Source organism: Leptospira venezuelensis (genome assembly GCF_002150035.1).
Taxonomy (GTDB): domain Bacteria; phylum Spirochaetota; class Leptospiria; order Leptospirales; family Leptospiraceae; genus Leptospira_B; species Leptospira_B venezuelensis.
The window spans coordinates 265,565-291,782 of sequence record NZ_NETS01000010.1; the positions used below are offsets into that span (position 1 = coordinate 265,565).

At 40.7% G+C, this 26,218-nt stretch carries 31 protein-coding genes and 2 pseudogenes; 15 read left to right on the forward strand and 18 right to left on the reverse strand.

The features are described from left to right. Positions 1-33 precede the first annotated feature (33 nt). The 4 genes from B1C82_RS08405 (at position 34) to B1C82_RS08420 (ending at position 4,244) form a co-directional block, all read left to right on the forward strand. A complete protein-coding gene (locus B1C82_RS08405; RefSeq protein ID WP_086447166.1) occupies positions 34-1,611 on the forward strand; it encodes a di-heme oxidoreductase family protein in 1,578 nt (525 codons plus the stop codon). A gap of 11 nt (positions 1,612-1,622) precedes the next feature. Then, the gene (locus B1C82_RS08410; protein ID WP_086447167.1) at positions 1,623-2,882 is read left to right on the forward strand and encodes an imelysin family protein; all 1,260 of its coding nucleotides are present in this window, start codon (positions 1,623-1,625) and stop codon (positions 2,880-2,882) included. A 119-nt stretch (positions 2,883-3,001) separates the two neighbouring features. Continuing rightward, positions 3,002-3,418, forward strand: a complete 417-nt coding sequence (locus B1C82_RS08415; RefSeq protein WP_086447168.1) for an MAPEG family protein — start codon at positions 3,002-3,004, stop codon at positions 3,416-3,418. A 106-nt stretch (positions 3,419-3,524) separates the two neighbouring features. Beyond that, the gene (locus B1C82_RS08420) at positions 3,525-4,244 is read left to right on the forward strand and encodes a phosphate signaling complex PhoU family protein (protein ID WP_086447169.1); all 720 of its coding nucleotides are present in this window, start codon (positions 3,525-3,527) and stop codon (positions 4,242-4,244) included. A 20-nt stretch (positions 4,245-4,264) separates the two neighbouring features. Here B1C82_RS08420 and B1C82_RS08425 read toward each other — a convergent pair whose 3' ends face one another. The 4 genes from B1C82_RS08425 to B1C82_RS08440 all read right to left on the reverse strand — a co-directional run bounded on the left by B1C82_RS08425 (position 4,265) and on the right by B1C82_RS08440 (position 7,134). Continuing rightward, a complete protein-coding gene (locus tag B1C82_RS08425) occupies positions 4,265-5,002 on the reverse strand; it encodes a DUF1554 domain-containing protein (RefSeq protein ID WP_234008244.1) in 738 nt (245 codons plus the stop codon). A 211-nt stretch (positions 5,003-5,213) separates the two neighbouring features. Beyond that, on the reverse strand, positions 5,214-5,927 hold the full coding sequence (locus B1C82_RS08430) for a hypothetical protein (protein ID WP_086447171.1): 714 nt from the start codon (positions 5,925-5,927) through the stop codon (positions 5,214-5,216). Next, entirely contained in the window at positions 5,924-6,622 is a 699-nt protein-coding gene (locus tag B1C82_RS08435) for an alpha/beta hydrolase (RefSeq protein ID WP_162494891.1), read from the reverse strand. Before B1C82_RS08435 ends, B1C82_RS08430 begins: the two co-directional genes overlap by 4 nt. A gap of 137 nt (positions 6,623-6,759) precedes the next feature. Then, positions 6,760-7,134, reverse strand: coding sequence for a TIGR04452 family lipoprotein (locus B1C82_RS08440; protein ID WP_086447173.1), 375 nt, complete (start codon positions 7,132-7,134; stop codon positions 6,760-6,762). 389 nt (positions 7,135-7,523) lie between these two features. Here B1C82_RS08440 and B1C82_RS08445 point away from each other — a divergent pair, with 389 nt between their 5' ends. Beyond that, positions 7,524-8,300, forward strand: coding sequence for a LamG domain-containing protein (locus tag B1C82_RS08445; RefSeq protein ID WP_086447174.1), 777 nt, complete (start codon positions 7,524-7,526; stop codon positions 8,298-8,300). A gap of 108 nt (positions 8,301-8,408) precedes the next feature. Here the strand turns inward: B1C82_RS08445 and B1C82_RS08450 are convergent, their stop codons facing one another. From B1C82_RS08450 to B1C82_RS08465, 4 genes are all read right to left on the reverse strand, one after another. Beyond that, positions 8,409-8,990: a DUF4136 domain-containing protein gene (locus B1C82_RS08450; protein WP_086447175.1), complete on the reverse strand. Its 582-nt coding sequence runs from the start codon at positions 8,988-8,990 to the stop codon at positions 8,409-8,411. A gap of 256 nt (positions 8,991-9,246) precedes the next feature. Continuing rightward, positions 9,247-10,401 (reverse strand): YheT family hydrolase, encoded by a 1,155-nt coding sequence (locus tag B1C82_RS08455; RefSeq protein WP_086447176.1) that lies wholly within the window; start codon positions 10,399-10,401, stop codon positions 9,247-9,249. 171 nt (positions 10,402-10,572) lie between these two features. Beyond that, the gene (locus B1C82_RS08460; protein ID WP_086447177.1) at positions 10,573-10,773 is read right to left on the reverse strand and encodes a toxin-antitoxin system, antitoxin component; all 201 of its coding nucleotides are present in this window, start codon (positions 10,771-10,773) and stop codon (positions 10,573-10,575) included. 1 nt (position 10,774) lies between these two features. Further along, positions 10,775-11,068: a BrnT family toxin gene (locus tag B1C82_RS08465; RefSeq protein ID WP_086447178.1), complete on the reverse strand. Its 294-nt coding sequence runs from the start codon at positions 11,066-11,068 to the stop codon at positions 10,775-10,777. A gap of 808 nt (positions 11,069-11,876) precedes the next feature. Here B1C82_RS08465 and B1C82_RS20815 point away from each other — a divergent pair. Continuing rightward, positions 11,877-12,137 (forward strand): annotated as a pseudogene (locus B1C82_RS20815) (integrase core domain-containing protein); the annotation flags it as partial. Between the two features lie 47 nt (positions 12,138-12,184). Here B1C82_RS20815 and B1C82_RS08475 read toward each other — a convergent pair. The 3 genes and pseudogenes from B1C82_RS08475 to B1C82_RS08480 form a co-directional block, all read right to left on the reverse strand. Beyond that, positions 12,185-12,589, reverse strand: coding sequence for a hypothetical protein (locus tag B1C82_RS08475; RefSeq protein ID WP_157894116.1), 405 nt, complete (start codon positions 12,587-12,589; stop codon positions 12,185-12,187). A gap of 71 nt (positions 12,590-12,660) precedes the next feature. Continuing rightward, the gene (locus B1C82_RS20570) at positions 12,661-13,278 is read right to left on the reverse strand and encodes a hypothetical protein (protein ID WP_157894117.1); all 618 of its coding nucleotides are present in this window, start codon (positions 13,276-13,278) and stop codon (positions 12,661-12,663) included. A gap of 2 nt (positions 13,279-13,280) precedes the next feature. Then, positions 13,281-13,680 (reverse strand): annotated as a pseudogene (locus B1C82_RS08480) (RHS repeat-associated core domain-containing protein); the annotation flags it as partial. A gap of 415 nt (positions 13,681-14,095) precedes the next feature. Here B1C82_RS08480 and B1C82_RS08485 point away from each other — a divergent pair. The 6 genes from B1C82_RS08485 to B1C82_RS08515 all read left to right on the forward strand — a co-directional run bounded on the left by B1C82_RS08485 (position 14,096) and on the right by B1C82_RS08515 (position 17,794). Next, positions 14,096-14,863 carry a glucose 1-dehydrogenase gene (locus tag B1C82_RS08485; RefSeq protein ID WP_086448525.1) on the forward strand — a complete coding sequence of 256 codons (768 nt, stop codon included), beginning with the start codon at positions 14,096-14,098 and terminating at the stop codon, positions 14,861-14,863. Between the two features lie 10 nt (positions 14,864-14,873). Continuing rightward, entirely contained in the window at positions 14,874-16,037 is a 1,164-nt protein-coding gene (locus B1C82_RS08490) for a thiolase domain-containing protein (protein ID WP_086447180.1), read from the forward strand. Further along, positions 16,037-16,396 carry a Zn-ribbon domain-containing OB-fold protein gene (locus tag B1C82_RS08495; protein WP_086447181.1) on the forward strand — a complete coding sequence of 120 codons (360 nt, stop codon included), beginning with the start codon at positions 16,037-16,039 and terminating at the stop codon, positions 16,394-16,396. The genes B1C82_RS08490 and B1C82_RS08495 overlap by 1 nt, the downstream gene beginning before the upstream one ends. Positions 16,397-16,647: 251 nt before the next feature. Further along, on the forward strand, positions 16,648-17,061 hold the full coding sequence (locus B1C82_RS08505) for a c-type cytochrome (RefSeq protein WP_086447182.1): 414 nt from the start codon (positions 16,648-16,650) through the stop codon (positions 17,059-17,061). 92 nt (positions 17,062-17,153) lie between these two features. Then, positions 17,154-17,366, forward strand: a complete 213-nt coding sequence (locus B1C82_RS08510; RefSeq protein WP_086447183.1) for a hypothetical protein — start codon at positions 17,154-17,156, stop codon at positions 17,364-17,366. A gap of 89 nt (positions 17,367-17,455) precedes the next feature. Further along, positions 17,456-17,794, forward strand: a complete 339-nt coding sequence (locus B1C82_RS08515) for an STAS domain-containing protein (RefSeq protein ID WP_020769614.1) — start codon at positions 17,456-17,458, stop codon at positions 17,792-17,794. Here B1C82_RS08515 and kdsB read toward each other — a convergent pair. The 7 genes from kdsB to B1C82_RS08550 form a co-directional block, all read right to left on the reverse strand. Beyond that, complete coding sequence (kdsB, locus tag B1C82_RS08520; RefSeq protein ID WP_086447184.1) at positions 17,791-18,534, reverse strand: 3-deoxy-manno-octulosonate cytidylyltransferase; 744 nt, start codon at positions 18,532-18,534, stop codon at positions 17,791-17,793. The genes B1C82_RS08515 and kdsB overlap by 4 nt on opposite strands. Continuing rightward, positions 18,534-19,058: a flagellar basal body-associated FliL family protein gene (locus tag B1C82_RS08525; RefSeq protein ID WP_008591739.1), complete on the reverse strand. Its 525-nt coding sequence runs from the start codon at positions 19,056-19,058 to the stop codon at positions 18,534-18,536. The genes kdsB and B1C82_RS08525 overlap by 1 nt, the downstream gene beginning before the upstream one ends. 21 nt (positions 19,059-19,079) lie before the next feature. Further along, positions 19,080-19,907: a flagellar motor protein MotB gene (motB, locus tag B1C82_RS08530; RefSeq protein ID WP_086447185.1), complete on the reverse strand. Its 828-nt coding sequence runs from the start codon at positions 19,905-19,907 to the stop codon at positions 19,080-19,082. 21 nt (positions 19,908-19,928) lie between these two features. After that, on the reverse strand, positions 19,929-20,711 hold the full coding sequence (locus tag B1C82_RS08535) for a motility protein A (protein WP_008589686.1): 783 nt from the start codon (positions 20,709-20,711) through the stop codon (positions 19,929-19,931). 6 nt (positions 20,712-20,717) lie between these two features. Next, positions 20,718-20,942, reverse strand: coding sequence for a flagellar FlbD family protein (locus B1C82_RS08540; protein WP_086447186.1), 225 nt, complete (start codon positions 20,940-20,942; stop codon positions 20,718-20,720). Further along, on the reverse strand, positions 20,939-22,042 hold the full coding sequence (locus tag B1C82_RS08545) for a glycosyltransferase (RefSeq protein ID WP_162494892.1): 1,104 nt from the start codon (positions 22,040-22,042) through the stop codon (positions 20,939-20,941). Before B1C82_RS08545 ends, B1C82_RS08540 begins: the two co-directional genes overlap by 4 nt. 63 nt (positions 22,043-22,105) lie before the next feature. Beyond that, on the reverse strand, positions 22,106-22,909 hold the full coding sequence (locus B1C82_RS08550; RefSeq protein WP_086447188.1) for an MlaD family protein: 804 nt from the start codon (positions 22,907-22,909) through the stop codon (positions 22,106-22,108). 136 nt (positions 22,910-23,045) lie between these two features. Between B1C82_RS08550 and B1C82_RS08555 the strand changes: the two genes are divergently transcribed. Genes B1C82_RS08555 through ftsZ form a run of 3 tightly spaced genes read left to right on the forward strand, consistent with a single transcriptional unit; the run spans position 23,046 to position 26,218 of the window. After that, positions 23,046-23,789 (forward strand): cell division protein FtsQ/DivIB, encoded by a 744-nt coding sequence (locus B1C82_RS08555; RefSeq protein WP_086447189.1) that lies wholly within the window; start codon positions 23,046-23,048, stop codon positions 23,787-23,789. A 4-nt stretch (positions 23,790-23,793) separates the two neighbouring features. Beyond that, positions 23,794-25,020 carry a cell division protein FtsA gene (gene ftsA / locus B1C82_RS08560; RefSeq protein ID WP_086447190.1) on the forward strand — a complete coding sequence of 409 codons (1,227 nt, stop codon included), beginning with the start codon at positions 23,794-23,796 and terminating at the stop codon, positions 25,018-25,020. Between the two features lie 10 nt (positions 25,021-25,030). Then, positions 25,031-26,218: a cell division protein FtsZ gene (gene ftsZ / locus B1C82_RS08565; protein WP_086447191.1), complete on the forward strand. Its 1,188-nt coding sequence runs from the start codon at positions 25,031-25,033 to the stop codon at positions 26,216-26,218.

The following is a 26,218-nucleotide window of genomic DNA, read 5'->3' on the forward strand; positions in this document are numbered from 1 at the left end:
GTTCCTGTGAAAACCTCCGAAAAATATAAAAATATGAACTGTGATAAAAACTTAAACTTCGGTTCGGGAAAAACTCCGGAACCGAATCCATCTCGGAGACGTTTCAACAAAACGATCCCGATCTTAGTATCTATTCTTCTAAACTTTTTTTACTGCGGTGGAAAAGAAGGAACAGATCCTCTTGGAATAGCTGCAATAATCGCGAACCAAACAAGTATTGCACCGGACCCGGGAGAAGCTTTCTCCGGAGGATATGGCACGCGATTTATCTCCAACCCAACTTCTTTCGATACTCCTTTTGTAAACTTGAGTTCCGATGGAATTAAATTTAATACAGGGAATAACTTTTTCAATAGAGCTTGGGTAGCAGAAGGCAATAGTGCCTCCTCTGGCTTAGGGCCAACCTTTAATACAAGTTCTTGCCAAAACTGCCATGCAAGTGATGGAAGAGGAGCCCCACCTAGTGGCGGAGGGACCTTATTTAGCTCCGTTGGGATTTTGATACGACTTTCTAAGGTTGGAGTTTCAGATCCTACTACCGGTGGACCTGTAGGTTTAGATTCTTTCGGACTTCAATTGAATCATAAAGGAATTGGATGCACTAGTCCATTCACTTACGATTCCAATTTCGACTGTAACGGTACAACTGGTGCGAATTTTACTCCACCAGAAGGTACAGCTTCAGTATCTTATACAGGTACGCCTGTTGTAAGAAATTACACTTCAGGTGGAACAGTAACCTTAAACACTCCAGTATATTCGATTAGTTGGAATGTGAACTTCGGAGGAGCACCTTCTTCCTTTAATCTTTCTCCGAGAACTGCTCCTATGATCCCAGGTTTAGGTTTATTAGAAGCAATTCCTGAATCCACAATCTTAGGCTGGGCAGATCCAACCGATTCCGATGGTGATGGAATATCAGGAAAAGTGAATATGGTTTGGGACGCCAAAAATCATAAAAAAGTTATGGGGCGTTTCGGTTGGAAAGCAAACGAGCCAAGTTTATTCCAACAAAACCAAGGTGCTTTTTTAGGAGATATAGGAATCACAAGTCCATTATTTTCGACAGACAATTGCCCAAGCACTCAGACCCAATGTTTAGCTGCTGCATCCGGAACTGCCGATCCTGAGATCACTGCATCCATTGCCGATTCTGTGAATTTTTATACCAGATTAGTCGCTGTTCCTGCCAGAAGAAACTTATCTGACCAAGATGTAATTGATGGAAAGGCAATATTCTCTTCTATCAAGTGTGATGCATGTCATAAACCATTTGTTCTCACAGGGAATGTCCCAGGACTTCCTGAACTTTCTTTCCAATATATCAAACCTTATACAGATCTACTTCTTCATGATATGGGTCCTGACCTTGCCGATGGAAGACCGGACTTTGATGCAGACGGACAAGAATGGAGAACGCCTCCTCTTTGGGGACTCGGTCTGATCCAAGAAGTAAATGGACATTTAAGACTTATGCATGATGGAAGAGCTAATGGGATCGAAGAAGCAATCCTATGGCATGGAGGAGAGGCGGACACCGCAAGGAACGGTTTCCAAAATCTATCTCTCACAGACAGGCAAAAGCTGATCAAATTTTTGGAATCTTTATAGGAGAATCGGCGATGAGATCCATATTATCTAATTCTTTATTTAGAAAAACATTATACTTTATTTTAATATCTTCCTTTGTTTCCTGCGGCGGCGGTGGCGGGAAAGATCCTTTGTTCCTATTGGCAGCCGGACCAGGAAGTTCTGCATTTTTAGAACATACTGGTAATTTCGTAATCATCCCAAGTTTGGAACAATTGACTACGGATACAGCAGCCTTAGAAGCAGCAGCAATTACTTACACTACTTCCGGCAGCACGAATGTTACAAATCTTGCTGCCTTGCAAACTGCTTGGGACCAAGTAAGAGTTTCTTTAAAGAAAGTAGAACCGTATTATTTCGGACCAGCTACTAATCCGACTGAGTATTATACTAAAATGGACGGATTTATCAAATCCGGAGCAAGACCAAGTGCCAACTTTGTAAATCAGATTATATCTGGCACTACCCCTGTTTGCACTGCTGTGAATACCACTGTAAACAAAACAAACCTAACCGTTTGCCCACCTAAATACAAAGGTATTGAATCTCTTGAAATTCTACTTTTTGACGCGGATCTAAGCAGAACTACAATTGATTCAAATGCGAGCATCAATACTGCAAACACTGGCAACACTAAAAGAACAGATTATATCTTAGCTCTTGCTCAGGTAATCAATCAAGATGCATTAGATTTATATAATAAATGGCTCCCGAGTGGAGGAAACTTCTTAAGGGAATACACTACAGGAACAGGGATCCAATTCCGTTCTCAGGGAGAAGCTTTCGATACCTATATCCAATCTCTCGGAAATTTAGTAAACCAGATCCAGGACAATAAACTCGGAAACGCCGCTTGTTTAAGTGTCTCTTGCTCCGGAGCAGGAAAAAGACAAGAGCCAGATTCAGTTTTCTTGGAAGCGATCTATTCCAGAGTTGCGTATAAAGATCTGAGAGATAACCTATTAGGAATTGAATTCGCTTATTTAGGGGATCCTGCCGATCCTAAGATCAGCTCTATGTCAAAATTAGTAAGAGCACAAAACTCTTCTTTAGATGATGATATCCAGGCTGAAATCATAAACTTTAAGAATATGATCGATGCAAAAATCAGTGCTACTGCAGACTTATACGCGGAGATTGATGCAGATGGCACCACTATGAATGGAACAAGTGTCATTGCGAATGTAAAACCAATCTGGGATCAGGCAAAAATTTTAAAGAACCTAATGACCATTGATGCGTTCTCAGTTCTAGGAGTTCCTAATCTTCCTTCTTCCAACGACGGGGACTGATCCTTTTATAAAATACTAATATGTATTGTTTGAGATAAAAACGATATATATTAGTATTCTCTCTTAATTTACCAAATTTGTCTTGCCAATCTTTCCGTTAGACTTTTCTCTATCGGACTATGTTTAGTTCTCTATTTCCATTAATCGCTTTTACTGCTTGGACCATTCTACTGGTACTCATCGTTGTATCTTTTAGAACAGTGCAGGTATTAGCCGGCTCCAAAAAATCCAACGAGTTCCCTGCATGGATACAACACGGTTCTGATCTATATTGGAGGATCCACCGCGCTCACTTAAATTGTGTAGAAGGTCTTCCCGTATTTGCAGTTCTGGTTTTGACCTTTATACTTTCAGGTTATCAAAATGATACTTTTGATCTTCTTGCTTGGATTGTATTCGGAGCAAGAATCCTACAAACAAGTGCTCATTTAAGTGGTGGTGGCGTCTGGAACGTGAATGTAAGATTTACAGGATTTATCATCCAATATATTTGTTTCACTGCAATGTTAGTGATATTAGTACGTTCCATTCTTTAATCTAAAATATACCGGGAAGGAGACTTCCCGGTATAACACGATAGCGATGTGTAAATAAAAAACCTCTTGACCGTTGTGTACATTCGAGGTTAACCTTCGGGGATACATGGCTTCCAAATTCGATTATCTCCGTAAAAATCTATATGCGATGGCGGAGCTATGTTTAGAGCAAATCCTGATCTTGGATGACGCTATCGAACAAGAAAATCCTGACCTTGCAAAACAAGTGATCGAAAGGGACGATCTGATCGATAGTTTAGAGAAACAAAACGATAACCTCTCCCAAAATGCAATCTTAGAAGCTATCGCAAACCGAAACTTACTCGGCATGGACCAAATTGATGGAGAAGTTGTACTCAAAAAAGATCCGCTTCGATTTGCACTTTCTTCCATTCGTATCAACAGAAGTTTAGAAAGAATGGGAGACCAGATCGTAAACTGCGCCACCTGCTATAGAAGAGGACTCCTACCAAAAGGATTTTTCAGACAAGAGGAAATTTTAGACAAGATGCTCTCTAGAGTAGTCACTCTTGTTGGAATGGCTGTAGAATCTTTGGTGGAAGAAAAAAACAGATTTTACGGTTCAGTGCACACTGTAGAGGAAGAACTAAACAATCTATGCCATGCAGCATTCTTAAAGTTCGTATTGGACCCAAGACTGGATAAAAATCAATTTGCAGATTTATACAGAATTATCTTAGGAATTGAAAGAGCGGGAGACTATGCGGTGAATATCGCAGAAGAGTTAGTTCGCTTAAATACAGGAATGGACATACGCCATCTTTCCGACCCAGTCCAGGTAACCGAAAAAACAAAAATTTCTTAATCTATATTATAAAAATAGAATTATTGCTGAACGCAAACTAAAGACTTTGTCACGTTACAAAAGTCGGGTGTTCCTGTAGATATTCCACCAACATTCGGATCGGAATTACCTCCGAAATTGCCCTGATCCGTATTCAAATTGGAAGTCCAACCTTGGCAAGTATTTGCGGTAGACCAATCAGTTTGCAATCCAGTCCAGTATCCTGCGGCAGTTGCACTTATCCCATTTCCAGTTCCGAATGCAAACAAAGCATTTGCGTCCGTTGAAAAAGCTTTCACAAAAGCGCCGCCAGCAAAATCTATATAATCTTTGTTGGGTTTTAAGACCCAGTCGATCTTAGAAGGCATTGCTCTTCTCCAGGTTCCAGCCACCGCAAAAGTTTTATAAGTTCCCGAAGGAAGTCCAATCCCAAATAAGTTATTCGCCTCATTCTGACAAACAAAGTCCGCAAAACCGCCGGAGCCGAAATTTCCTGCATAAGAAACGGGTGTAGAAAATACGAATTTATCATTATCTTTTTGTAATATCGGATAGGGAATGGTCTCCGAATCAGGAGTAAGAATGGAGATTACGATAGAATTATTGGTAGAATCAGAATCGTCCGACACACCAGTGATAGTCAAAGTTTGAGGAACATTATAATCAGAAGGAGTAAACATCATCAAGCCTGGGGAAATAGGAGCGATTGTAGAATTGCTTGTTGAAAAATTATAAGTTACGGAAGACGAATCCGGCTTATGCGCCAGGGAAATAGACAAAACCAAGGATCCTCCCTCTGGCAAAGAATTTCCTCCAGTAATAATAAGCTCCTTATCACACCCGTTAATTAGACAGCTGATAATTGCATTTTCGTAATATTCTTTCGTGTTTGGGTCCCCGGAATTTTCGGATTTAATAGCGCAGGCGAGCAAAAAAACCGAAAGGCAGATCACAAAGAATAAAGAAACCCGCTCGGTACACATAAAAATCTTAAACCGGATCCTTAAAGCGAGAAGACTCTGCACCATTATTGGATTCGAAACCTTCTCCCTGTTCTAAATAACTTTCTAATTCTTCTTTTAGGCCGTGAGGAAGTTGGAGTCCTGAACTTTCTATCCTTTCGTTGTATTTACTAAAAGAGAATCTATGCCTAGAAGTTCCAAGATAAACACTCAAAGCTTCGGAGCCCCATTCTAAAATGTCTCGGATATATTCTTCGTTTTCTTCTAACTTCTCCGCATAAGGAATAAAAAGAGGTCTATTCACTGGACGGCCAATAGTCCTATAAAATAAAAGCCTGCGAAGTACTTCGTGATCCTTCCAATTACCTGTTTCGAGTGCTCTTTCCACCATCCTAAGATTGATACAGTCCAAAAATTCTATTTTTAGATTTTCATTTTTCAATCTTCTGCGAAGACTCGCCTTGATCTCTTCGGACTCGTATAAAAAATTAGGACAATATTCCGGACATTCTTGGTCTTTATGTAAATCGCAATAATGTAATAGAATACAATCGATGTCGGAAGAAGGTTCTACGATACCAAAATTGATCGAACCTAAAATTTCAACGCCTGTACGAAAACCTTTATCTTCTAATTCCTTTAAGGCAATGCGGCAAGCCTGCATTCTTCTCAAAGCTTCTTTAGTATCGTAGTTGCGGTATTTGTTTTTAAGGGCTACGTATTTTTCTATTAGATAGGTCATTCGAACAGTTCTCGCAAATAGCGGTTCATACCGTGTAATACTATCTCCGGGATTTCATGTCCACCCGGAAATGCCAGCAACTCACCTACCCATCCTGCGTCTTTTAAGACTGATTCTAATCTTTTCGCAGCAGGATAACCGAGCACAGGGTCCATTCTACCATGACTTTGAAAAAATTTATAGCCCGGAGTTTGTTTTGCGTACTGTGTCCAATGAGTCTCGTCCAGCAAAGTCCCCGACAGAATGACAAGACCTTTGGGTTTTTTCTCAGCCTTAAGAGTAATCTCCGTAGCAAGCATTGAACCTTGTGAAAAACCTCCTAAGATAATTCGATCCATTGGTACATCTAATGCCTGGATCATTTCTTCTATCTTTTGTTTTGCCTCTGCCAGACCGGCTGGATAACGTTCAAAAAGTTCTCTAGAACCTCCGGCGACCATTGCTCTTTGTAAAGCTTCCATATCAATAGGGAACCAGGCTTTACCGTTATAACCCGGCGCAATCGGAACTTCTAAAATCCCATCCGGAAAGATGAAATTCGTACCCTCAGGAACGTCCATATACGAATACAAAGGAAGAAGGTCGAACGCATTCGCTCCGTAACCATGTAGAAAAATAACATAAGCACCTTGTGGATCACCTGGAATGCGGGCAGCTTTAACGGGACCTATTTGGACGAGTGGGATATCATACATGATTTCCTTGTAAGGAAACCTAAACGAATTGGCAATGTTATAATTAGAATACAATCGAGCTCTAACAGGTTTTCCGCTAGAATTGATTTTGGGTTTAAAGGAGGACCTTCAAAAGGAGAAGGTCCTCTACAAATAGATTAGATAATCTCTCCGTTCGCCTGCAATCCTTTACAATTATTACTAGTAGCTACAGTTGTACTAGGATCTGTGATTAAAAGTCCTATAACTTGAACGTCTTTTACACATTTGTCCACATCTGCTTTTTTATAATATTTATTATCATCTATCTTTAAATATAGATCTGTCAGAAATAGATCCAGAACGGTGATTGCCCCCGCATTAGCAGGATCTACTGATCCGTAGAATAAAATATCGGAAGTCAGAGCGGCTTCTTTGATCTGAGACCTTGCTTCAGAACCTTTAACACTATCGGATAAACCTAAAGAATCCATTGCCAAACAGTTTGAGAACGACAAGATAGATACGAACCCTAATATAATAAGTTTTTTCATCAATTTTCCTCTTTTGCTTACGTTATACGCTCTATCCCATTTCGAAGAAGACCGTTAACAAAGGTAACTATGCCGAAACTAATAAGGACAAAATATTCCATGAAATTATTAAAAATCTAAGTAATTTATAAATAAATAATGTATGCTATATCTCAATTGGAATATAGATTACCCTAAGCGGGATATGCACGATAGGAAGAGAAATAGAGCTTAACTTACCTCAAATCGACCGAGAATAGACCCTTAGTTTTCTAAGGGGAACAGTAAGATTTGGCCTATTTTGCCTTAGAAATTCCAATCAGAAGCTCCAAAAAGAGTTTTCCTTTCTCAAACTTTCGAAATCCACTGACCCAAGTGAAATATCTGACCGGTTTATTAAAATAACCTAAATGCGAACGTTAATTCTTAGCCTATTACTCCTTATCTCTAACACAAACTGTGGGACCTATCTTCTCTTAGAAAACCAAGCAGAGAATGATCAAACAGCGTTCCAAAATTTCGTTACACTGACATTACTCGATTCTTCCATTGGGCTCGTCCATTATTGGCCGTTAGACGGAGACCTGAAAGACAAAGTAGGAGGCTTAGATCTGACCGCTGTCGGCGGGACGACTCCAATAATTACTGCAGATCGATTTGGAATTCCGGGAAGAGCTTATTATTATGATGGAGGCGGAGGCTATCACGAATCCATAGCTCAAGGTCCTCTTTTCTTTGATGGAACAGTTTCCTCATTTACTGTAAGCGCTTGGGTAAAGGGAAAATTTCCTCCCGGGAATAACGGCAGCGAATTTATCTTCTTAAGCCAAGGAGCCGGGTTAGGTCTCCAGTTATATGCTTTTTCGCCAAGTTCTTGCAACGGGAGAATCAGGGCTTTCACAAACAATGGAGGCTCAGGAGATGTAGATGTAGGTACTGATTGCGGAATATATCCGGAAAATCTTTGGTATCATATGGTCTTTACTTGGGATATCCGAACACTCACCGGTTCTTTGTACGTGAATAACGTCTTAGTCGGCTCCGGAACCTTCGGAGTAAATCGTCCCTGGGCTACAAATAGCACTTTTCAATTAGGCCGATCCGATCTTTCTTCTCAACTTTTTGAGGGAGGTATTGACGAAGTGAGGATCTATAATCGGGCAATCTTTCCAGTTTCGAGCTTGTAAAAGCGCGTTTTTTAATATAGAAAGTAAGCCATCTTTATTTAGATTATATTGGATGAAACTTCAGTATTAGATTAACACTGAAGTTTTTATCAATAAAGATCTTATAGATCAATAACAAGACCAGTCCATATTCGGAAACTGTTCCTTTATTTCGCCTACTTCAGAATTTCCAAGATAAAATTTGCGCGGTCTGTTCATTAAGTCTGATGGATAATTTTCAAACATAGCAGTAATCAATTCCGGCATCGTCACTCCTAGAATACTGCATTGATCGGCTTCTTGTTGAACATTTCCAGTCCAAAGGACACTCTGTTTTTTATCATTAATCGTTATACTCAATGATTTACTATAAAGAGGAACCGACGAAACATGCACTGTTGCCATATTTGTGCCGACTGCATTTGCCAAACCGTGTTTCACACTTCCTTTAAGCGTTATTGATGCAGTCATGTTAAAGTGATAATCTGCATTTTCCTTATTTTCAATAAGCCCGATCTTTTTCAGTTTTACCGATAACATTTTTGCAATTATACCCTGTTGTGGATCAGTACTTTGATATTGAATCGAATAATTCCCCTTCAAAGGAGCGTTTGTATTCACAGTATTAGTTCTCGTCATTGCCGTTACACAATTGAATAGCATGGAGCTGCCACAAAGCATGAATACTGTTAATGTTTTTTTTCCCACCATAGTTTCCGTTGATTTCCTTATAATTTTAAACTGATTTCTTCTTAGTGAAATATGAAAGTATTTTTTTGATCTCGTGCCGCATGGGCGAAGGTCCGTAAAGCCAGCATTACTGCAAGACCCCAACTCCTGCTTGCTGGAACTCTAACCCGAGAAGCATCACCAAAAGAGTTAGATTGCGCACCAGGCTCAGAATATCGATTCGAAAAAGAATTTAAAAAGTGGGGAAGCTGCAGCTCATAAAAAGACCCAAAAACAACTAACGCTTTTTTGCAATCTTACGTTTTGGCTTCTTCTTAACTTTAGGCAATTGGTCTTGAACTGCTTTAAAATATTCGCAGACAAGATGATCCGACCAAGATATCGCTTTCCATCCTTCAAAATATGCGATATGGCTTCCCCTTTTTGTATAAACATGGATCGAATTCGGAAGGTTTTCCAACCAATGCAAATTTTCTAAAACATTCTGATTTACGCAGATGGGATCATCCTTTGCATTTAAAATCATAATCGGAGTTCGGATATTTTTCATTACAACCGCAGGGTTCGAATGCCTGTAATATTCTTCCTTATCGTCAAAACCGGAGAGACTGTGTAAACGATCCTGGAATTCGCCCAAAGTTTTGGATTCCATCACCTTCTGAAATCCTCCTACGGAAGATAAAGTTTCATAATGGCGTTTCAAAAAATAATTAATGAGTCTTTGGCCCATGATCTTACTATAAACCGGATGAACCCTATGAAATGCTTTTTCGATATCATATGCGGGAGAAATTGCTACTGCTGCATCCAATAAACTTTTCTTTCCGGATTCTCCCAAGTATCTAGCGAGCAATCCGGAGCCAGCAGAAATCCCCACACCAAACAAAGGACTATTCGGAAATTTTTTCTTAATGTACAAGAGTTGTTCTTTTAAATCCGAACTAGAACCCATTGTGTTTATCTGCGGCTTAGGAAGAGGAAGATTCCCATGTCCTCTCCTAATACAAACCACAGAAGCCCATCCCAATTGAGTTCCGATTCCTTTTACAATAGACTTAACGTCTTGCTCATCCCCGCTGATTGTATGAAAGACAATCGCAATTGGGTCGGAATCCGTTTTTTTCTTTCCATCAATATTGGACCAGGCAAGTCCAGTGACTCCACCATCCTTCATTTTAAGATATTCCAACTTATCGTAGCGAAAAAAGTCGGAACGATATTCTCTAAAAAGTAAGAGAGCCAGCATTAGATGATTATTAAAACACCAGAACGTAGGAAAATATTTCCTAGTTAAACGAGGACAATTTGCAATTACCCTTCTCACAAACTCGCCTTCACTGAACCGAAGAACAGGTTTTTCTAACACCTCAAGATAATAGTAAAATAAAAATGCGAGAATAAGAAATAAAACAAAAGAGAAGAACGAGAGCATGTAATAGTCCGAATGAAATTACTTTTGGAAAGAATAGGTGGAGAAAGGTTAGGGTCTATTACTTTATTCTCACACAAAGGCCCGGAGGATGATTGCTGTTTGAGTTTATTTGGAATTCATTTAGTGGTTGTAACTTTTGTGAGATTCAGCCATAAGTAATATATAAAACCATTATATTAAAGAATTATGAAGTTCCATTTCTTTCTGTAAAATTGTATTAATAATTGAACTAAGGTCTTTGCTCTTTTTAAGAGCTATTTTTTTATAATACTCTTCTAATTGAGGATCCAAATAAATCGGAAAATGAAGGTCCTTAAGATCTCGTGAATAAGTCCCACGTTTGCCTTTTGAAAAATCGTATTCGTCTCTCATATCAGTTAATATCGTTTGAATAATATTGAATTTCTTCTGATTTAGTTGCTTTTCTCGCAGATACTATTCTTATAATCTCTTCCCCGTTTTTCGATCTATCAACAAAAATAACGACTGCGATCGTAATATTTTCAATTTTTCCTAAAGCAATTTCTCTCAATTCTTCTACTGAATGATCCGGATCCGGCAAATAGATTGCTTTAGGGTCAGCAAAAACTAAAGAGGCTTCTCCAAAGGAAAGGTTATGTTTTTGGATATTAATCCTTTCCTTTTCAACATCCCATTCGAAACGCATTTAAGCATATTGAGGCGATACTTAATAGACGTAAATAGTTTTCCGTTGGTCCATTTATGAGTTCGCTCATAGTTTGTTCTCCGAACTCAGGTGCCATCAACTTAGAAACCTTAGTATGATCTGTCTTTCAAGTTAACGAAAATCATCCGTAACTTTTATTTTTGCGAGCCTCAGAATACTTCTGGGTCCAGCAGACTCAAGACAGTTTTGGGGGATGTCTCCCCCTCGCTCCAGCCGCGTTGCACGCGTCTTTCTTTACCCAAGCGAGCGACCCATAGGGAGCAAGATTCCCGAAGGGTGACTGAACGAAGTGAAGTCAAATGTTTAATGAAACAAGCTGTACTTGGATTAATTCGATATCTCCGGGAATCCGCAGTCTCCGAACCCCGGACCGGATTCGTTATAATTCAGTTTTTTTTATTCTCACGCAGAGTCGCGAATGCACGGAGAACTTATCACTATATATTTCTCTGTGTAATTTTTTAGGCTTCATACGAATATCACCGAGTTCACAGAAAGGGTAGAAGAAAGTAGTTACGCGTGCATGGGCGAAGATTCGCAAAGCCGCCCACAAATAACAAACCTCTTCACTTGTAGGAGCTCCTACATGAGGAGTATTAGAAAAATTGATTGTAAAATTAGAAATTTGTGATAGAGGATTTTCTTTGAACAACTACTAGAATCCGCCACCATCCCCCACCCAGAAGGGTGGGAATTTACCTTACAAGCCCAGACGGAACCGAATTTCCATTCTACTCAAATGACTAACTGCAATTCTTATACATTCGGTTAATTACTCCCTTACATTACTAAAGTTCGGAGACCTCAAAGTAACGGATATGTTGAACGTATTCACAGAACTTTACTCTATGTACATTTCAGGATCGCAGGTAAAACTAAATTCTACGAATCGATCGAATAGATGCAGATCGATTTGGAAATCTTTTTTGAAGAATACAATTACAAGAGAGCTTACCAAGGAAGAAACATGAATGGAAGAACTCCATTCCAAGTCTTCATCGAGGGCATTAAGACAAAAGAATTGGAGGTCGACCAAATGGAAAATTAGAACAAGCGTTCAGGAGAAGTGTAAGGTGAATACTATCTCTGTACAAATTATTCTTCCTTCATAAATGAAACGGTTTCAACCATTTCATCCAATGCATGTCGGAAGAACCCCAAAAAGTCTTTTTCAAATTTAATTTCCATATTTTCCATTACAAAGAGAAACTGCTGGATAAGTAACAATTTTGAATAAAATTTTTCTCCGAAATCAACATATAATCTCTTTCCAATCTCGTCAGACAATGTCTTTCTCAGAAGCAACAATTGCCTACTTTGTAAAGCATCATTTTCCTCCGTAAGACATTCTTTATAAAAGAAATCGACTAATTCATCGAAATCGGATTGAGTCTTTATTATTTCCGAATATTCTGTATTATACAGAGACGGATAAATAGTTGCTTGTATATTATGCATTTTCCAAGCCCAAAGCTCAACATAAAGTGTTATCCTTTCCAAGTGGATATATTTTTCGTCTACAGATGACTTTCGATAGTGTAATTTAAATGTTTCAATAGTATAACGCATACTTAATAGTTCACGAAATTATTTTGACCAGATAGATTTTCAACGTCAATACGATATTCCTTGCCTTTAAAATCAAATGTCTCTTGGAGATTTGTCTTATTTACACTCTTCGGCATCGGGCTTCTACTAATCTTACCACGCATTTTCTCAATAGCTTGCTTGAATTTTTCTGATTTATGAAATCCCTTTGGAAGAGGCTTGTGGAGGTTATGCTTATTTTTAACATCATATTCCAATTGATCTAACGCATTGAATCCTTGTCTTTTTAATACTCCAGGTCGTTCTGGATTAACTCGAACCGTATCCCAAAAATAATCATTTTTACCTTGCTGGAGCTGAAATTTAACAGATGCCCAACCCTCCTCTCGGTTTTTAACTTTATTTTTTTCATATTCAAACACCCGAGGGCCAGTTATTTCATCACTTGCATCCCCAATTGGGCCACTTGGCGTTACAAGGGTTCCGAGCGTTCCGAGGACTTTTAATGTATTAGAAGCGACTTTCGGAAGCGCCTTAGAAGCTTGCGTTGCCGCTCCTTCGACAGCTTTTGCCGCCTCCGCAGCAACTCCCTGAACAGCCTTCGAACCAGTCTCAATCCCTTTCAAGATTAGATCTGGCATATTATTTATAAGGTGCCCAGTAGGATCCTTATAACGAATCGGATTCCCAGCAACATACGAGAATCTATTCCAACCTTGCGTACTCCTCGCCCCATCTATTACACTATCCCCACTCGTAAACCTTGCGATCTGCGGATCATAATATCTCGCATTATAAAAATAGAAATTCGTCTCTCTATCTAACTCCTGAGAGTTATACTTAGGAGCAAAGTCAAGAGTTCCTCTTTGGACAAGAGTCTCTCCGTATGGCTCGTACTGCATCCTCGAGAGAGTATGAGCACCCTCATCTAATACGTGAGCGACAGAATCTACTTGGTCAGTTAAGAAATACTCGGTGACTCCATCTTCATTTAGAGCAGCGATTCGAACTCCATTTAGGGTAACGGATATTTTGCTCAGAATTCAGAAATGAACTTACATACTTTCATCATATAAAGATCGATTTTATTATAAAAAATTCAACCCACATACCCCCTTCCACCAAAACACTTCTCTCACAATTTTATATTAAATATTCATAATACTTACTCGTCCCACCATTTCGATTGAGTATAAAACTTATCTCTTAAAATGAGACATATCCACACCCACCGCTTTCTTGCAGCCTGAACCTTGCCGCCCCCACAGCTTGCGAACAAATGTTCAACAAAAACGAACACTGTTTCAAAGACTTTTATTCCGATGAATTTTTCTTGTCGGGAATCCCCGTACAATCCATCTTTTACCAGAACAATCGTTCTACTTCAAACGGATAGAATTCTATCTGTTGATCCGCAAGTTCAAAAATTCGTTATCCGAGGACATCAGAGGGATCCAAATGGCAAAACAATTCGAAGGTAAAGTTGCATTAGTTACGGGAGCCGCATCTCCCAGAGGTTTAGGTCGCGCTATCGCTAATACTATCGCAAGAGATGGTGGAGATGTAGTCGTAGTAGACTTGAATAAGGAGCATATCGAGCAAGCTGCTGCGGATATCGCTAAAGAATTCGGCGTTAAAACATTAGGTATTCCAGTAAACGTTACTAAGCCTGAAGATTGCGACGCTGCTATCAACGCTGTTAAAGAAAAATTCGGTAAACTGGACTTCTTAGTAAACAACGCAGGCGTTCTGAAAGATAATCTTTTTATCAGAATGAGCGAACAAGAGTATGATTTCGTAATGGATGTGAACGCAAAAGGTGTATTCTTAATGACTAAGTATGCTTCTAAACTTCTTTTAAAAGCTCCTTCCGGTAGAATTGTGAACATCTCTTCTCTTTCAGGTCTTTCTGGCCAACCTGGTCAAGCGAACTATTCTTCTTCAAAAGCTGCTGTGATCGCTCTTACTAAAGTTGCTGCGAGAGAATTTTCTGGTAGAAACGTTCTAGTAAATGCGGTTTGCCCTGGTTACGTACAAACGGATATGACTGCTTCTCTTCCTGAAGAAGTTCAGAAAAAACTTACCGATCCTATGTTCATTCCTCTAAAGAGACCTGGTACTCAACAAGAGATCGCTAACGCTGTAGAATTCTTCCTTTCCGATAAAGCATCCTATATCACTGGTGTTTTCCTCCGTGTAGACGGTGGCGCCGGTATCGGAATGTAAGGAGTCAATCATGAGAGAAGTAGCAATCATCGGGGCCTATGAAACGGTCCACGGTAATCATAAAGACAGAACTCTTAGAGATTTAGTTACTGAAGCGGGTAATGGAGCAATCAAAGATTCAGGCATAGACAGAAAGGAAATCCAAGCTGTTTATGTTGGGAACTATGCAGGTAATGAGTTTAACGCTCAAAATACAATGGGTTCTTATGCGGCCAACTTACTTGGATTAGGTGATCGTCCTGCGATCAGGACGGAAGGAGCTTGTGCTTCTGGCGGAATCGCAATGAGACAAGGTGTTCTTGCTGTTGCATCCGGCCTATATGACACAGTATTAGTTCTGGGCGTGGAAAAAATGAATGGTTTAGATCCGGAAACTACGATGGAAATCGTAGCAAGAGGTCAAGACCAAGATGTAGAAGGCGGATATTGTATTTCAGGACCTTCTGGTTTTGCATTAAACGCAATCCGTCACATGCATGAGTTCGGAACTACGAAAGAAATGCTCGCGACCGTTGCAGAAAAAAATTACTTTCACGGTAGTTTGAATCCATTCGCTCATAAACAAAAAGAAATTTCTTTCAATAATATTATGAGAGCAAGAATGGTAACAACTCCATTCGGTTTTCATGATGTTTCCTTGGTTACGGACGCTTCTGCAGCAGTTGTGATCACTACGAAAGAAAAAGCAAAATCCGTTCGTAAAGACTATGTTTTAGTAAAGGGTTCCGGAATTGGTGGAGACTACTTCAATGTAGCTCTTAAGAAAGATTCCGTTAGCTTCCCCGCATCTGTGCAAGCAGCCACTGAGGCATTTAAAATGGCAGGTGTGGAAAGAAAGGACATCGATGTTCTGGAATGCCATGACTGCTTCACAATCACTGAGATCATCAATATAGAAGATCTCGGATTCGTGGAAAAAGGAAAAGGTGGCCAGTTCACTAAAGATGGCCACACTCGATTAGGTGGAAAACTTCCAGTAAACACTTCCGGCGGTTTAAAAGCAAAAGGTCATCCCGTTGGAGCTACAGGCGTTGGCCAAGTTGTAGAAATGACCTACCAACTCAGAGATCAATCCGAAAAACGACAAGTTGCCAATGCTCGCACCGCATTAACTCACGTACTTGGTGGCCCAGGTGCAGTTAGTATAGTGCATATTCTGCAGAGGGGGGAATAATGGCGGAGATTATGGAAGCTCATTCTTTAACCGGAAAAAAATGTAAATCTTGTGGATTTGAAGCTACTGATCCTGTAGTTTCCTGCACAAGCTGCGGATCGGAAGATGTAGAAGCTAAGACTTTTTCAGGAAAAGGAAAAGTTTACACTTACACTGTGGTTCACGTTGGTTTCGGTCATTTGGCTCCAAGAGCGCCTTACGTTCTTGCAGTCATCGAACTGGAAGAAGGTGCAAAAACCATGAGTATTATCGAAGGAGAATACCAAGGGAAACCTGTCACCGAATCTATTGCGATAGATATGCCGGTTCTTTTCGATAGAACGGAAACTTCTACGGGATTTATTTTTAAACCCGCATGATCTAAAAAGGAAAGCGGGGTGGGACTTACCCCGCTTTTGTTTTACAAAAAACCAATAAGTCCGATTCTTTTCCATTCTTAGAAATCGATATTAAGAATCATCTCCCGATATTTTGACAAAAGTCAATTTTCGGATCCTTCTTCATATTACTCGAATCCTTTGCAGATATCGCTCCGACAATACCGTGACAAAAAGTTCTTTGCTTTCTCTTTCTAAAAAAGAAACTTGGAACCAATATAAAGGAGTAATCCATGAAGACTCGGGCAATCCTGATTTCCCTTTTTGTTTCCATTCTCTCCCTCATCTTCCTATTGAACTGCGGAGATAAAGAAAAGCCGAAAGAAGAAGCTGCACCTGTAGCAAGCGCAGCAACTTTAAGTCCAGAAGTAGAAGAAGGTAAAAAACTTTTTCTTGAGAACGGATGTAACGCATGTCACGGAGATACCGGTGCTGGAGACGGAGCAGCTGCGGCTAGCTTAAATCCAAAACCTAGAAATTACAAAGCACCTGCTAACGAGTGGAAAAATGGTCCTACAGAAGCGGGAATTCTGAAAACTTTGAATAACGGAATTCCAAGCAACCCTGTGATGACTTCCTACAAGTTCTTAGGTGACGAAAAACTTAAAAAGATTTCTAAGTACGTAATCTACCTAAACCAAAATTAATTCAAATTCTTCGGGAGTCCAAAAGGGCTCCCATCTTGATTTTTTCTCACTTTTCTTCTGGAAGTTTTCCACCCCCATTTCAACCTAGCATTGTGAGCCAATCCTCTTCTTTACCACATTGCGACAGTTGCGGAACGGACAGAAAATCCCCTCTTTCGAGAGAGGTGAAAACTTATGGTAACTGGGCCTGGTTTTTGATCCTTTTCGGGATTTCTTCCAAACCTACTACTGTTTCTTTTCAATGTTCCCAATGCGGCCAGATTTTCGACAGACTTTCTCCGGAGGAACTAGAGCACTACGTTTAACGGATTACTTTCAGTAGGCGGTCGGTTTTTCCCAGGAAACGGGATTGACTGTCTTCGAGAGGAAAGGTCTTTTGTGCTAAATAAGGCAGATGTCTGACGAATTCAAAATAAACGTGGATCTTGAACCTAATGTCCCGGTAATCCATATCTCTGGAGAAATTACCTCCGAGGCGGATGACGAAATTTTAGGAAAATACCAATCCATTCCCGAACAACGTAGGACCAGGGTGATTTTGAATTTCCATGGAACGTCTTACATCAATTCGGCGGGACTTGCGACATTGATCAGTTTGATAACCAAAGCAAGTGAATCTTCTTCCAAAATTGAATTTGCCGGTTTAAACGATCATTTCAGAAAAGTAATGGATATAGTCGGTCTTACGGATTTCGTCTTAATCCACAACACTCTGCAAGAAGCTCTTAGTTAAGGGATCAGTCCCTTCTTCTTAAAATCCTCTACTACTAGTTCCAAATCTTCGGGCGTGTCCACGCTCAATGCTGCGCGGCTTGCTATATACACTCCGATAGAATGTCCTGCTTCCATTGCTCTTAATTGTTCGAGTGATTCTGATTCCTCTAACGCGCTTGGGGGAAGATCAGGATATCCAAGTAAGAAGTCCCGATCGTATCCATAGATCCCCAGATGTCTATAAGCAGGCACAGTTTTTTTAAATTGGCTAGGGATTGCGGAACGGGAGAAGTAGAGCGCCTTTCTATTCTTATCAATTACTACTTTGACCCTGTTCGGATCTTGGATCTCATTTTCTTCTAATAGAACAGCTGAAGTGCTCATCGCCCAATCCGGTCTTTCCAGTTTGAGTTTTGCAACTCCGTCTATGAGTTCCGATTCTATTCCAGGTTCGTCGCCTTGTATATTGATGATAATGCCTGAGTCAGGATATTTAAGTGCAACTTCTCTGATCCTATCTGTTCCTGAAGGGTGATCTGGAGATGTCATTACCGCCTTACCACCATTATCCGATACAATCTGTAAGATCCTTTCGTCGTCGGTAGCGACTACTACATCATGTAAAAGAGAAGACTTTAGAGAATTCTTATATGTCCAGGCGATCATAGGAAGGTCCCCGATCTTGGCTAATGGTTTGCCAGGAAATCGGGAACTTCCGTATCTTGCGGGTATGACCCCGAGGATTTTCGGTTTTGTCATCAGTTGACGATAAATTCTGTGAAGTAAACTTCTTGGATCTTTCCGTCAGAGAGAATATGATTGATCTGAGCCTTGATCTCTTCTCTCAAATCCAATTGATCCTCTACATCGATCAGGTCATCCTTGGTCTTTCTTCCTATAATTAGGTTTACCAAGTCTCTCATCTGAGCGATCCTTTCCGCAAGTTCTGCAGTGATCTTAGCATCGTCTCTCGCAACTCCAAAAGATAATTTCATCTTTACGAAGTGAGTTTCACCTTTATCCGCAGTGTTAATTCTGAACTCTTCCTGGAATTGGAAGGTCATTAATGGCGGAGGTGGTTTTACTAAGGCCACGTTTTTCATTTCACGGAAAGTGCTAGTCGCAGCCTGTTTCGCAACAAACATGGAAACAAGTACAACTATGATAATTCCAAATACAGCACCGGCAATATAGATCAGCCATTTGATGAGCGGAGACGAGCCGGCGCCGGCATCCGCCGCGGGTAAACCGCCTTCTTCCTCGTCTATTTCGGGATCGCCCATGGGTATTCTCCTTTTACTCTACTATAATCCACTTTCGGTAGAAGTTTCCGAACCAGGAACTCGGCTCTTAGGCAGGCCAAAGTTAGATTCGTATTCACTTCGTTTGGTGGATTTTTCCGTTAAGATTACGATATCAATTCTTCTATTGAATGCTTTTGCTTCTGGACTTCCTTGGTTCTCGACAACCAAAGGTCTATAAGATCCGAAACTCACAGCTTGGAACCAACTCGGATCCAACTTTCCAACTCCAACTATATAGTCAGTGGAGTTTATTGCTCTCGCTCCTGCGAGATCCCAGTTGTTTAAATAAGTTCTTTCTTCCCTGCTCGGATTAGCGCCGGGCAATACTGCGTCTGCGTCACAGTGACCTTCTACCCTTACGAATCTTTCTAATCCCTTGATGAGTCCGCTGGCTTTTTTGAGCGTATTTTTAATCGGTTCCTGTAAGATTGCGGAGCCTGGATTAAAATAATCAGCTCCTACTAAACTGATCACAAGACCTCTTTCATCTTCCGTTACTCGTACTTTTCCTGCTTCTATCTCAGGTTTGAATAATTCTGTAGCGGTCTTCTTAGATTTAGAAAGCGCCTTTCCAGTAGTCATGGAAGGAAGACTTTCTATATTCATACCCATCTCTTCCAATTTTCCTTTGGAAAGAGTTTGGCCGCCGTCAAAAAATCCTGTAGTGGTCTTGAACGCGGATAGAATGATCTGCATCTCGATCGCGTTTGTCTTACCTGTACGGTATAACATAATGAAGAAGCAAAGAAGAAGTGTAACCATGTCTCCATAAGTAAGCATGTACTCTGGAATATTCTGGATACATTCTGGACATTTCTGTTTTGCCATATTCTTCTTCCGAAATAAATCTTAATCGTTTTCGTCTTTTAATACGCCGCGTTCGCCAGGTGGCAGATAACTTGCGAGCTTATCTTTCACGATACGTGGGTTATCTCCTGACTGAATGGAGAGTGTACCTTCTATCATGATCTGTCTTACTAATAATTCGTCTTCGGATTTACGTATGAGTTTTTTCATGATGGGGATCGCGACCATATTCGCCCCCATAGATCCGTACAATGTGGTGATCAAAGCAGCCGCCATCCCTGTTCCGATCGCACTCGCGTCTCCGGATCCAAGGTTCTTTAACATCTGAACGAGTCCGATAAGAGTTCCGATCATCCCGAATGCAGGTGCAAGCGCTCCCCAGTTTTCCCACCAGGCTTTTCCAGCACCGTGTCTCGAGGCAATATTACTCATTTCGGTTTCCATAATATTCCGAACGAGTTCAGGATCGGTTCCATCCACTACAAGGGTAATTCCCTTTCTTAAAAATTCTTCAGGAAGTTCGTTCACATCATCTTCTAATGCGAGTAGACCTTCTCTCCTTGCTTTTTCGGAGAAGGAAACTAATGTTTTAATGAGTCCGATCAAATCGCTTTTTTCTTCTCTAAAAGCCTTACGAGTTACCTTGCCTAATTCCAAAGTATTTTGCCAAGGTACAGCCATAACCGTACAAGCAGTTGCCCCTCCGAATGTAATTAGGATCGAAGGAATGTCCACGATATCGATCGGATTCAAACCGGCAGAGAGAATCCCGAAAATAAATACGGTTATCGCGGCGCCGAAGCCTATGATTGTAGCTATATCCATTGTAGTTTAATCTGCCCTCTTAAATTGATCCGGCGCGGAACCCAAAGGAAACACCAGCACTCGTTTTTTGAACTCCAAAATTTTCTCGATCACTTCGGGTATACTTTCCAGGACCACATATTTTCTATCATTAGACAAAGTGATCGTAGTATCCGGATTAGCTTCGATACATTCAATATGAGAGGCGTTCAGAACGAATTCATTTCCTTTTAATCTATGTAAAGTAATCACACGCCCCTCCTTTTTCCAGAGTTCTTGTTTATAGTCTCGACCGTCTTTTGGATTTGGATGATGAATTTTTCCTCTGTAAAACGGTTTACCGAGGCCTGAAAGTCCTTAGGTTTCCATTCTTTCCGGTCGGATTCCTCGATTGCTGAGTTCAACGCCTCTACTGTTTGCTCTCTGAAGAATAGCCCAGTCTTTCCGGAGACCACTGTTTCCAAGGCTCCACCTTTCGCATAAGCCAGAACAGGAGTACAATACCCCTGGGCCTCAACGGGTGCGATCCCGAAATCTTCCATCCCAGGAAAAATGAATGTCTTTGCCTTGGCCATATACTCTTGCACTTCATTTCTTGGCCTATGAGGTAAGATCTCCACATTCGGGGGAAGATCTTTTATAAGTTTCTTATATTCTTGGCCGCTTCCTAAAATTTTAAGCGGCCTCCCATTCTTTCGGTAAGCTTCTATTGCCAAGTCGATCCGTTTATAAGGAGCGAATGCGGACACGATCAGATCGAAGTTTTCTTTCTTTCCCGCTTTGACCTTAAAACCTTTAGGCAAACAAGGGGGATAAACTACCTTGGAATCCCTTCTATAAAACTTTTGGATCCTTCTCGCAACGAACTCCGAGTTGCATAAGAATGAGTCCACTCTATTGGAAGAAACAGAATCCCAAGTACGAAGATAATTAGAAACAAGTTCGAATGCGAAAAATTTTAAACCGCTTCTCGCAGGAAAATAATCATAATACAAGTCCCAAACATATCTCATGGGAGAATGTACATAACTGATATGGATGGCGTCAGGATCAGGGATCACACCTTTTGCAACACAATGAGAAGAAGATAGGATCAGATCATATCCTCTTAGATCCAAAGACTCTATCGCAGTTGGAAATAATGGAAGATACCAGCGATATTTGGATTTGAAAGGAAGATTATCAGTGAAAGCGGTTACGATCTTTCTATTTTCTATTCTTTCGTTTAACTTTCCTTTTTCATAAAAAAGGGTAAATAGATCTGCATCTGGAAATACTTTTAGGATAGAATCGAGTACAATCTCTCCTCCCCTCATTCCATTCAGCCAATCATGGATCACTGCGACTTTCATAGGTACTAGGATCGGCAGGGTAGCTTAGTTTGTCCCCGCCTTTTCGAAGCGGTTCTGCCGGACTTATAGTTTGTTCAGATAGAAATCGCTGGAAATCCCACCGATGATGGTAGTCCTACGATACAAATTGATAGAGAAAGGAATGGGAGCGCTTCTTTCTATCTTGCGGTATCCTTCGACGTATCTTCTGGCATCATCTCCTAAAATTCTCATATCGGTCAAAGTCTCAGCCAAATTATCATAGGTATCCGGATCGTTTATGAACCTAGGAATAGAACCATTACTACTTTTAAGTTTGTATGAGATCTCTTCCATGTTCGCGAACATCAGATTGATATCTTCTTTATTCTCTCGGATCACACCGGTTGATGCCGCAAAAAAGTCATCATAGTATCTGGCAGAAGGAGCAAAGTCTGGACGAAAGTCCTCTTCTTCCTTATATGTTGGTTTGAAGAATGCCTGCTTGGAATCTTCTTCCGCACTCCCGGGATTAATATCTATGGTCCTTCCAGAAAGAACAGTTGCTGTCCTAAAACTAATATCATAGTTTGAATACAATGTGATAGGTTCTGCAAGGCGTATGGTTATCTCTACTGCCTTTGTCCTGTTCTTATCCAAAAATCTTTTGTCAGGAACTTCTTCTATCCCGACCACATCTACATCTCTAACGATCCCTCTCTCCAATCCTAAAATACTGACTGGAGTTCCCGGGCGTATACCTTGAGACTTTGGATAATAAATTTTTAAAGTATAAGGATAATCTTCTTCGGAACCTGATCGTTCTATCACTGCTTGGTATAAGAGTACGAAAAAAGCACAAAAGAAAACGAAACCTATATGTATGGGAGAAGGGATCGGAAATTTCATACTTTCTTCTATTAGAAACTTCGGCTCCGGATTCGGATCAACTAAATCCTTCTAAATCAAAAATAGATGGGCGAAATTTTAGAGAATTTCCCGATAATTCTAAGGGAAAGGAAGAAAAAACCTGCTCAAAACGCCTATGAGACATAATATAATTGACTTTTTGAAAGAATCCGTTCAAAAAAGAACGAGTTGGTGGCTTCTGGCCTTCCTCTTTCTATTGGCAAGCACTCTAGGCTGGGGATATAGGAAAGGGACCCTTCCCCAGGAGTTGAATAAACTCATACTGACAGGACACGAAACTCTTAGAACGGAAGAAATAGTTCAGATCATGGGTATCCAACCGGGAACCTCTTTCGAAAATTACGACCTCGGCCAAATGGAACACCGACTAACCTCACATCCCAGAATCAAATCCGCTCATTTGGAAAAGAAAACGGACGACCAGTTGCTGGTAGAGATCACCGAAAGAAAACCGAATTATCTTGTGAACTCCGACGGCCACCTTTTCGAAATAGATCCTGAGCTTAAAATAATTTCTATGGATGATGTTAGGAGCAAAGGACTTACGGTTCTTTCTGGAACTTTTCCAAGAGAAAAAGGAGAAGTAGTCGGCGCTGCATTCAAAGATCTTCATACTTCCGTGGAGAATGCATTTCGTTCCTATCCAGCATTAAAGACCCGAATCTCCGAAGTGTCCTTGCATGAAGACGGAGAAATTTTTGTCTACGCTGACACTCCTCTACCAGTTCGCATCCAAGTTGGGACCTTATTCCAAACGGAACAGGTCAGAAAGTTATATGCTGTATTAGCATATCTTGAAAAAGAAAAAGTCCGCCCGAAACTCGTGGACATACGAGGAGAAGACGCGGTCTACCATTAAGAATATGGAATCTTCTGAAAGAATCATAGTCTCTCTGGATCTCGGATCAGCACTTACAAAGGTGGTGGTAGGTCGTCCTATCTCCGAATACGAAACTGAAATTATCGGAACAGGAATGTTTCCTTCTTCAGGGATCAAAAACGGATCCATTATCAATATAGAAGCTACCACTCGTTCCATCATAGAAGCTGTGAGCGAGGCAGAACTCATGTGCGGCCAAGAGATCGGTTATGTTGTGGTGAATGTAACCGGCAAATCTGTTCGTGCAGACAATTCCAAAGGAGTTGTTGCTATCACGAATAGAGATAGAGTAGTAACCGAACCTGATATAGTTAGAGTAATAGAAGCCGCACAAGCAGTTCGAGTCCCTGCTGACCAAGAAATTTTACATGTTCTTTCTAAAGAATTCTCCGTAGACGATCAAACTTCTATCAAAGATCCGATAGGGATGACGGGAGTTCGTCTAGAAGCAGAAGTTCATATAGTTACGGCAGGTCTAACAGCACTTCATAATTTAGAAAAATGTATTGAAGCAGCTGGTTTGGCAGAAGAGACAAGAGTTCTTTCAAGTCTCGCATCTTCAGATGCAGTATTAACTTCCGGAGAAAAAGATCTAGGCACAGCAGTTCTGGACATAGGTGCAGGAATTTGTGATCTGATCGTTTATGTGGACGGAGGGATTGCTTATTCTTCCGTGATCCCATTCGGCGGTTATAATGTTACTTCCGATCTTTCCATCGGTTTAAAGACTACTATTGAAACTGCGGAACTTGTTAAAAAAAGATTCGGCCATTGTTCATTAGAAGAAATAGATCCCACTGAGACCGTTGAGATCCCACCAATCAGCGGAAGACCTTCCAGAACTGTTCTTAGAGAAGAACTAGTTCATGTGATCGAACCTCGTATGAGGGAAATTTTCGAAATGGTGGACGCAGAACTTATCAAATCTGGAAAAAAATCCTTCTTAGCTGGGGGGGTCATCCTTACAGGAGGAGGAAGCCTTTTAGAAGGAATCGAAAGTCTGGCAGAAGATGTATTTCGTCTAACGGTAACTCGTGCAAGACCTGCAGGACTCTCCGGGCTTTCGGATAGAGTATCTTCTCCTGAATTCGCTACCGCAGTTGGGCTTATCAAATACGCCTCCAGATTAGGGGACATGGAAAGAAAATCCCAGGACAGAAGCGAAACCTGGGGCAAAAAAATTCGGAGATGGATAGAGGAAAACCTCTAAGGGAGTGATCATGTTACGATTCGAAGAAGAAGAAAAATCAAACCCTGCTATTATTAAAGTTTTAGGGATCGGCGGCGGCGGAATGAACGCAGTCGCAAGAATGGCGAATTCCAGCCTAAGAGGTGTGGAATACGTTATTATGAATACCGATGAGCAGGTATTAAAACGTTCCGAGATAGAAAGTAAAATTGCATTAGGTTCCAAAACTACCAGAGGAATGGGTGCTGGAGGAGATCCTGAATTAGGCGCAAGAGCAGCAGAAGAAGACAGAGAGAAAATCGCATCCGTCATTCATGGTGCAGATATGGTCTTCGTAACTGCGGGTATGGGTGGCGGAACCGGAACAGGCGCTGCGCCTATCGTAGCTAAGATTGCTAAAGAACAGAAATGTTTAGTAGTCGGAGTGGTCACTATTCCATTCTCTTTTGAAGGAAAAAGAAGAATGGAGCTCGCTAAAAGAGGTATAGAACAACTTCGTTCTTATGTTGATACATTAATTTTAGTTAATAATGAATCCATCTTCCAAGTTGTAGAAAGGGATACTCCGATCGACCAAGCTTTCAGAGTAATCGATGATATTCTTTTGAATGCAGTCAGAGGGATAAGCGATATCGTAAACAATCCTGGTATCATCAATGTGGATTTCGCAGATGTAAAAGCGATCATGAGAGATACCGGTGACGCAGTCATGGGAGTTGGAGAAGGTTACGGAGAAAACAAAGTCTCCGAAGCTGTAAACTTTGCGATCGATAATGCTCTATTGGATTCTCGTTCTATTGCAGGAGCCACTTCTCTTTTGATTAATGTTACTGGCGGAACTGATCTTACTATTTCAGATTGGAACGAAGTATCTCAAATTATTACTTCTCAAGTAGATCCTAACGCAAACATCATCATTGGTTTAACTGAAGATGCAGATTTGGAAAAAAGAATCCGTATCACTGTGATTGCAACCGGATTTAACAAAAGATCCGCAGGTATCGGATCTGTTCCTAAATTACAATCCCAACCCCAAAGAAAAGTGGTGGGACTTCCAGAAATGGAAGAACCTCGTCATACTTTCAAAACGGAACCGGAAAGAATTAGCAATGACCCGGAAGCATACAGAGCCCTCAAATCCAAAAATCCTTCTGGGAATATGAAAGAGGATTACGATATTCCGGCTTTCTTAAGAAGGAGTGAAAAAGGGAGAGGTTAA

What these genes read in the sequence shown, in the direction of transcription:
- B1C82_RS08405 (WP_086447166.1), top strand. Translation starts at nt 34, where the DNA reads ATGAACTGTGATAAAAACTTAAACTTCGGTTCGGGAAAAACTCCGGAA.
- B1C82_RS08410 (WP_086447167.1), top strand. Translation starts at nt 1,623, where the DNA reads ATGAGATCCATATTATCTAATTCTTTATTTAGAAAAACATTATACTTT.
- B1C82_RS08415 (WP_086447168.1), top strand. Translation starts at nt 3,002, where the DNA reads ATGTTTAGTTCTCTATTTCCATTAATCGCTTTTACTGCTTGGACCATT.
- B1C82_RS08420 (WP_086447169.1), top strand. Translation starts at nt 3,525, where the DNA reads ATGGCTTCCAAATTCGATTATCTCCGTAAAAATCTATATGCGATGGCG.
- B1C82_RS08430 (WP_086447171.1), bottom strand. Translation starts at nt 5,927, where the DNA reads ATGACCTATCTAATAGAAAAATACGTAGCCCTTAAAAACAAATACCGC.
- B1C82_RS08435 (WP_162494891.1), bottom strand. Translation starts at nt 6,622, where the DNA reads ATGTATGATATCCCACTCGTCCAAATAGGTCCCGTTAAAGCTGCCCGC.
- B1C82_RS08440 (WP_086447173.1), bottom strand. Translation starts at nt 7,134, where the DNA reads ATGAAAAAACTTATTATATTAGGGTTCGTATCTATCTTGTCGTTCTCA.
- B1C82_RS08445 (WP_086447174.1), top strand. Translation starts at nt 7,524, where the DNA reads ATGCGAACGTTAATTCTTAGCCTATTACTCCTTATCTCTAACACAAAC.
- B1C82_RS08450 (WP_086447175.1), bottom strand. Translation starts at nt 8,990, where the DNA reads ATGGTGGGAAAAAAAACATTAACAGTATTCATGCTTTGTGGCAGCTCC.
- B1C82_RS08455 (WP_086447176.1), bottom strand. Translation starts at nt 10,401, where the DNA reads ATGCTCTCGTTCTTCTCTTTTGTTTTATTTCTTATTCTCGCATTTTTA.
- B1C82_RS08460 (WP_086447177.1), bottom strand. Translation starts at nt 10,773, where the DNA reads ATGAGAGACGAATACGATTTTTCAAAAGGCAAACGTGGGACTTATTCA.
- B1C82_RS08465 (WP_086447178.1), bottom strand. Translation starts at nt 11,068, where the DNA reads ATGCGTTTCGAATGGGATGTTGAAAAGGAAAGGATTAATATCCAAAAA.
- B1C82_RS20570 (WP_157894117.1), bottom strand. Translation starts at nt 13,278, where the DNA reads ATGCCAGATCTAATCTTGAAAGGGATTGAGACTGGTTCGAAGGCTGTT.
- B1C82_RS08485 (WP_086448525.1), top strand. Translation starts at nt 14,096, where the DNA reads ATGGCAAAACAATTCGAAGGTAAAGTTGCATTAGTTACGGGAGCCGCA.
- B1C82_RS08490 (WP_086447180.1), top strand. Translation starts at nt 14,874, where the DNA reads ATGAGAGAAGTAGCAATCATCGGGGCCTATGAAACGGTCCACGGTAAT.
- B1C82_RS08495 (WP_086447181.1), top strand. Translation starts at nt 16,037, where the DNA reads ATGGCGGAGATTATGGAAGCTCATTCTTTAACCGGAAAAAAATGTAAA.
- B1C82_RS08505 (WP_086447182.1), top strand. Translation starts at nt 16,648, where the DNA reads ATGAAGACTCGGGCAATCCTGATTTCCCTTTTTGTTTCCATTCTCTCC.
- B1C82_RS08515 (WP_020769614.1), top strand. Translation starts at nt 17,456, where the DNA reads ATGTCTGACGAATTCAAAATAAACGTGGATCTTGAACCTAATGTCCCG.
- kdsB (WP_086447184.1), bottom strand. Translation starts at nt 18,534, where the DNA reads ATGACAAAACCGAAAATCCTCGGGGTCATACCCGCAAGATACGGAAGT.
- B1C82_RS08525 (WP_008591739.1), bottom strand. Translation starts at nt 19,058, where the DNA reads ATGGGCGATCCCGAAATAGACGAGGAAGAAGGCGGTTTACCCGCGGCG.
- motB (WP_086447185.1), bottom strand. Translation starts at nt 19,907, where the DNA reads ATGGCAAAACAGAAATGTCCAGAATGTATCCAGAATATTCCAGAGTAC.
- B1C82_RS08535 (WP_008589686.1), bottom strand. Translation starts at nt 20,711, where the DNA reads ATGGATATAGCTACAATCATAGGCTTCGGCGCCGCGATAACCGTATTT.
- B1C82_RS08545 (WP_162494892.1), bottom strand. Translation starts at nt 22,042, where the DNA reads ATGAAAGTCGCAGTGATCCATGATTGGCTGAATGGAATGAGGGGAGGA.
- B1C82_RS08550 (WP_086447188.1), bottom strand. Translation starts at nt 22,909, where the DNA reads ATGAAATTTCCGATCCCTTCTCCCATACATATAGGTTTCGTTTTCTTT.
- B1C82_RS08555 (WP_086447189.1), top strand. Translation starts at nt 23,046, where the DNA reads ATGAGACATAATATAATTGACTTTTTGAAAGAATCCGTTCAAAAAAGA.
- ftsA (WP_086447190.1), top strand. Translation starts at nt 23,794, where the DNA reads ATGGAATCTTCTGAAAGAATCATAGTCTCTCTGGATCTCGGATCAGCA.
- ftsZ (WP_086447191.1), top strand. Translation starts at nt 25,031, where the DNA reads ATGTTACGATTCGAAGAAGAAGAAAAATCAAACCCTGCTATTATTAAA.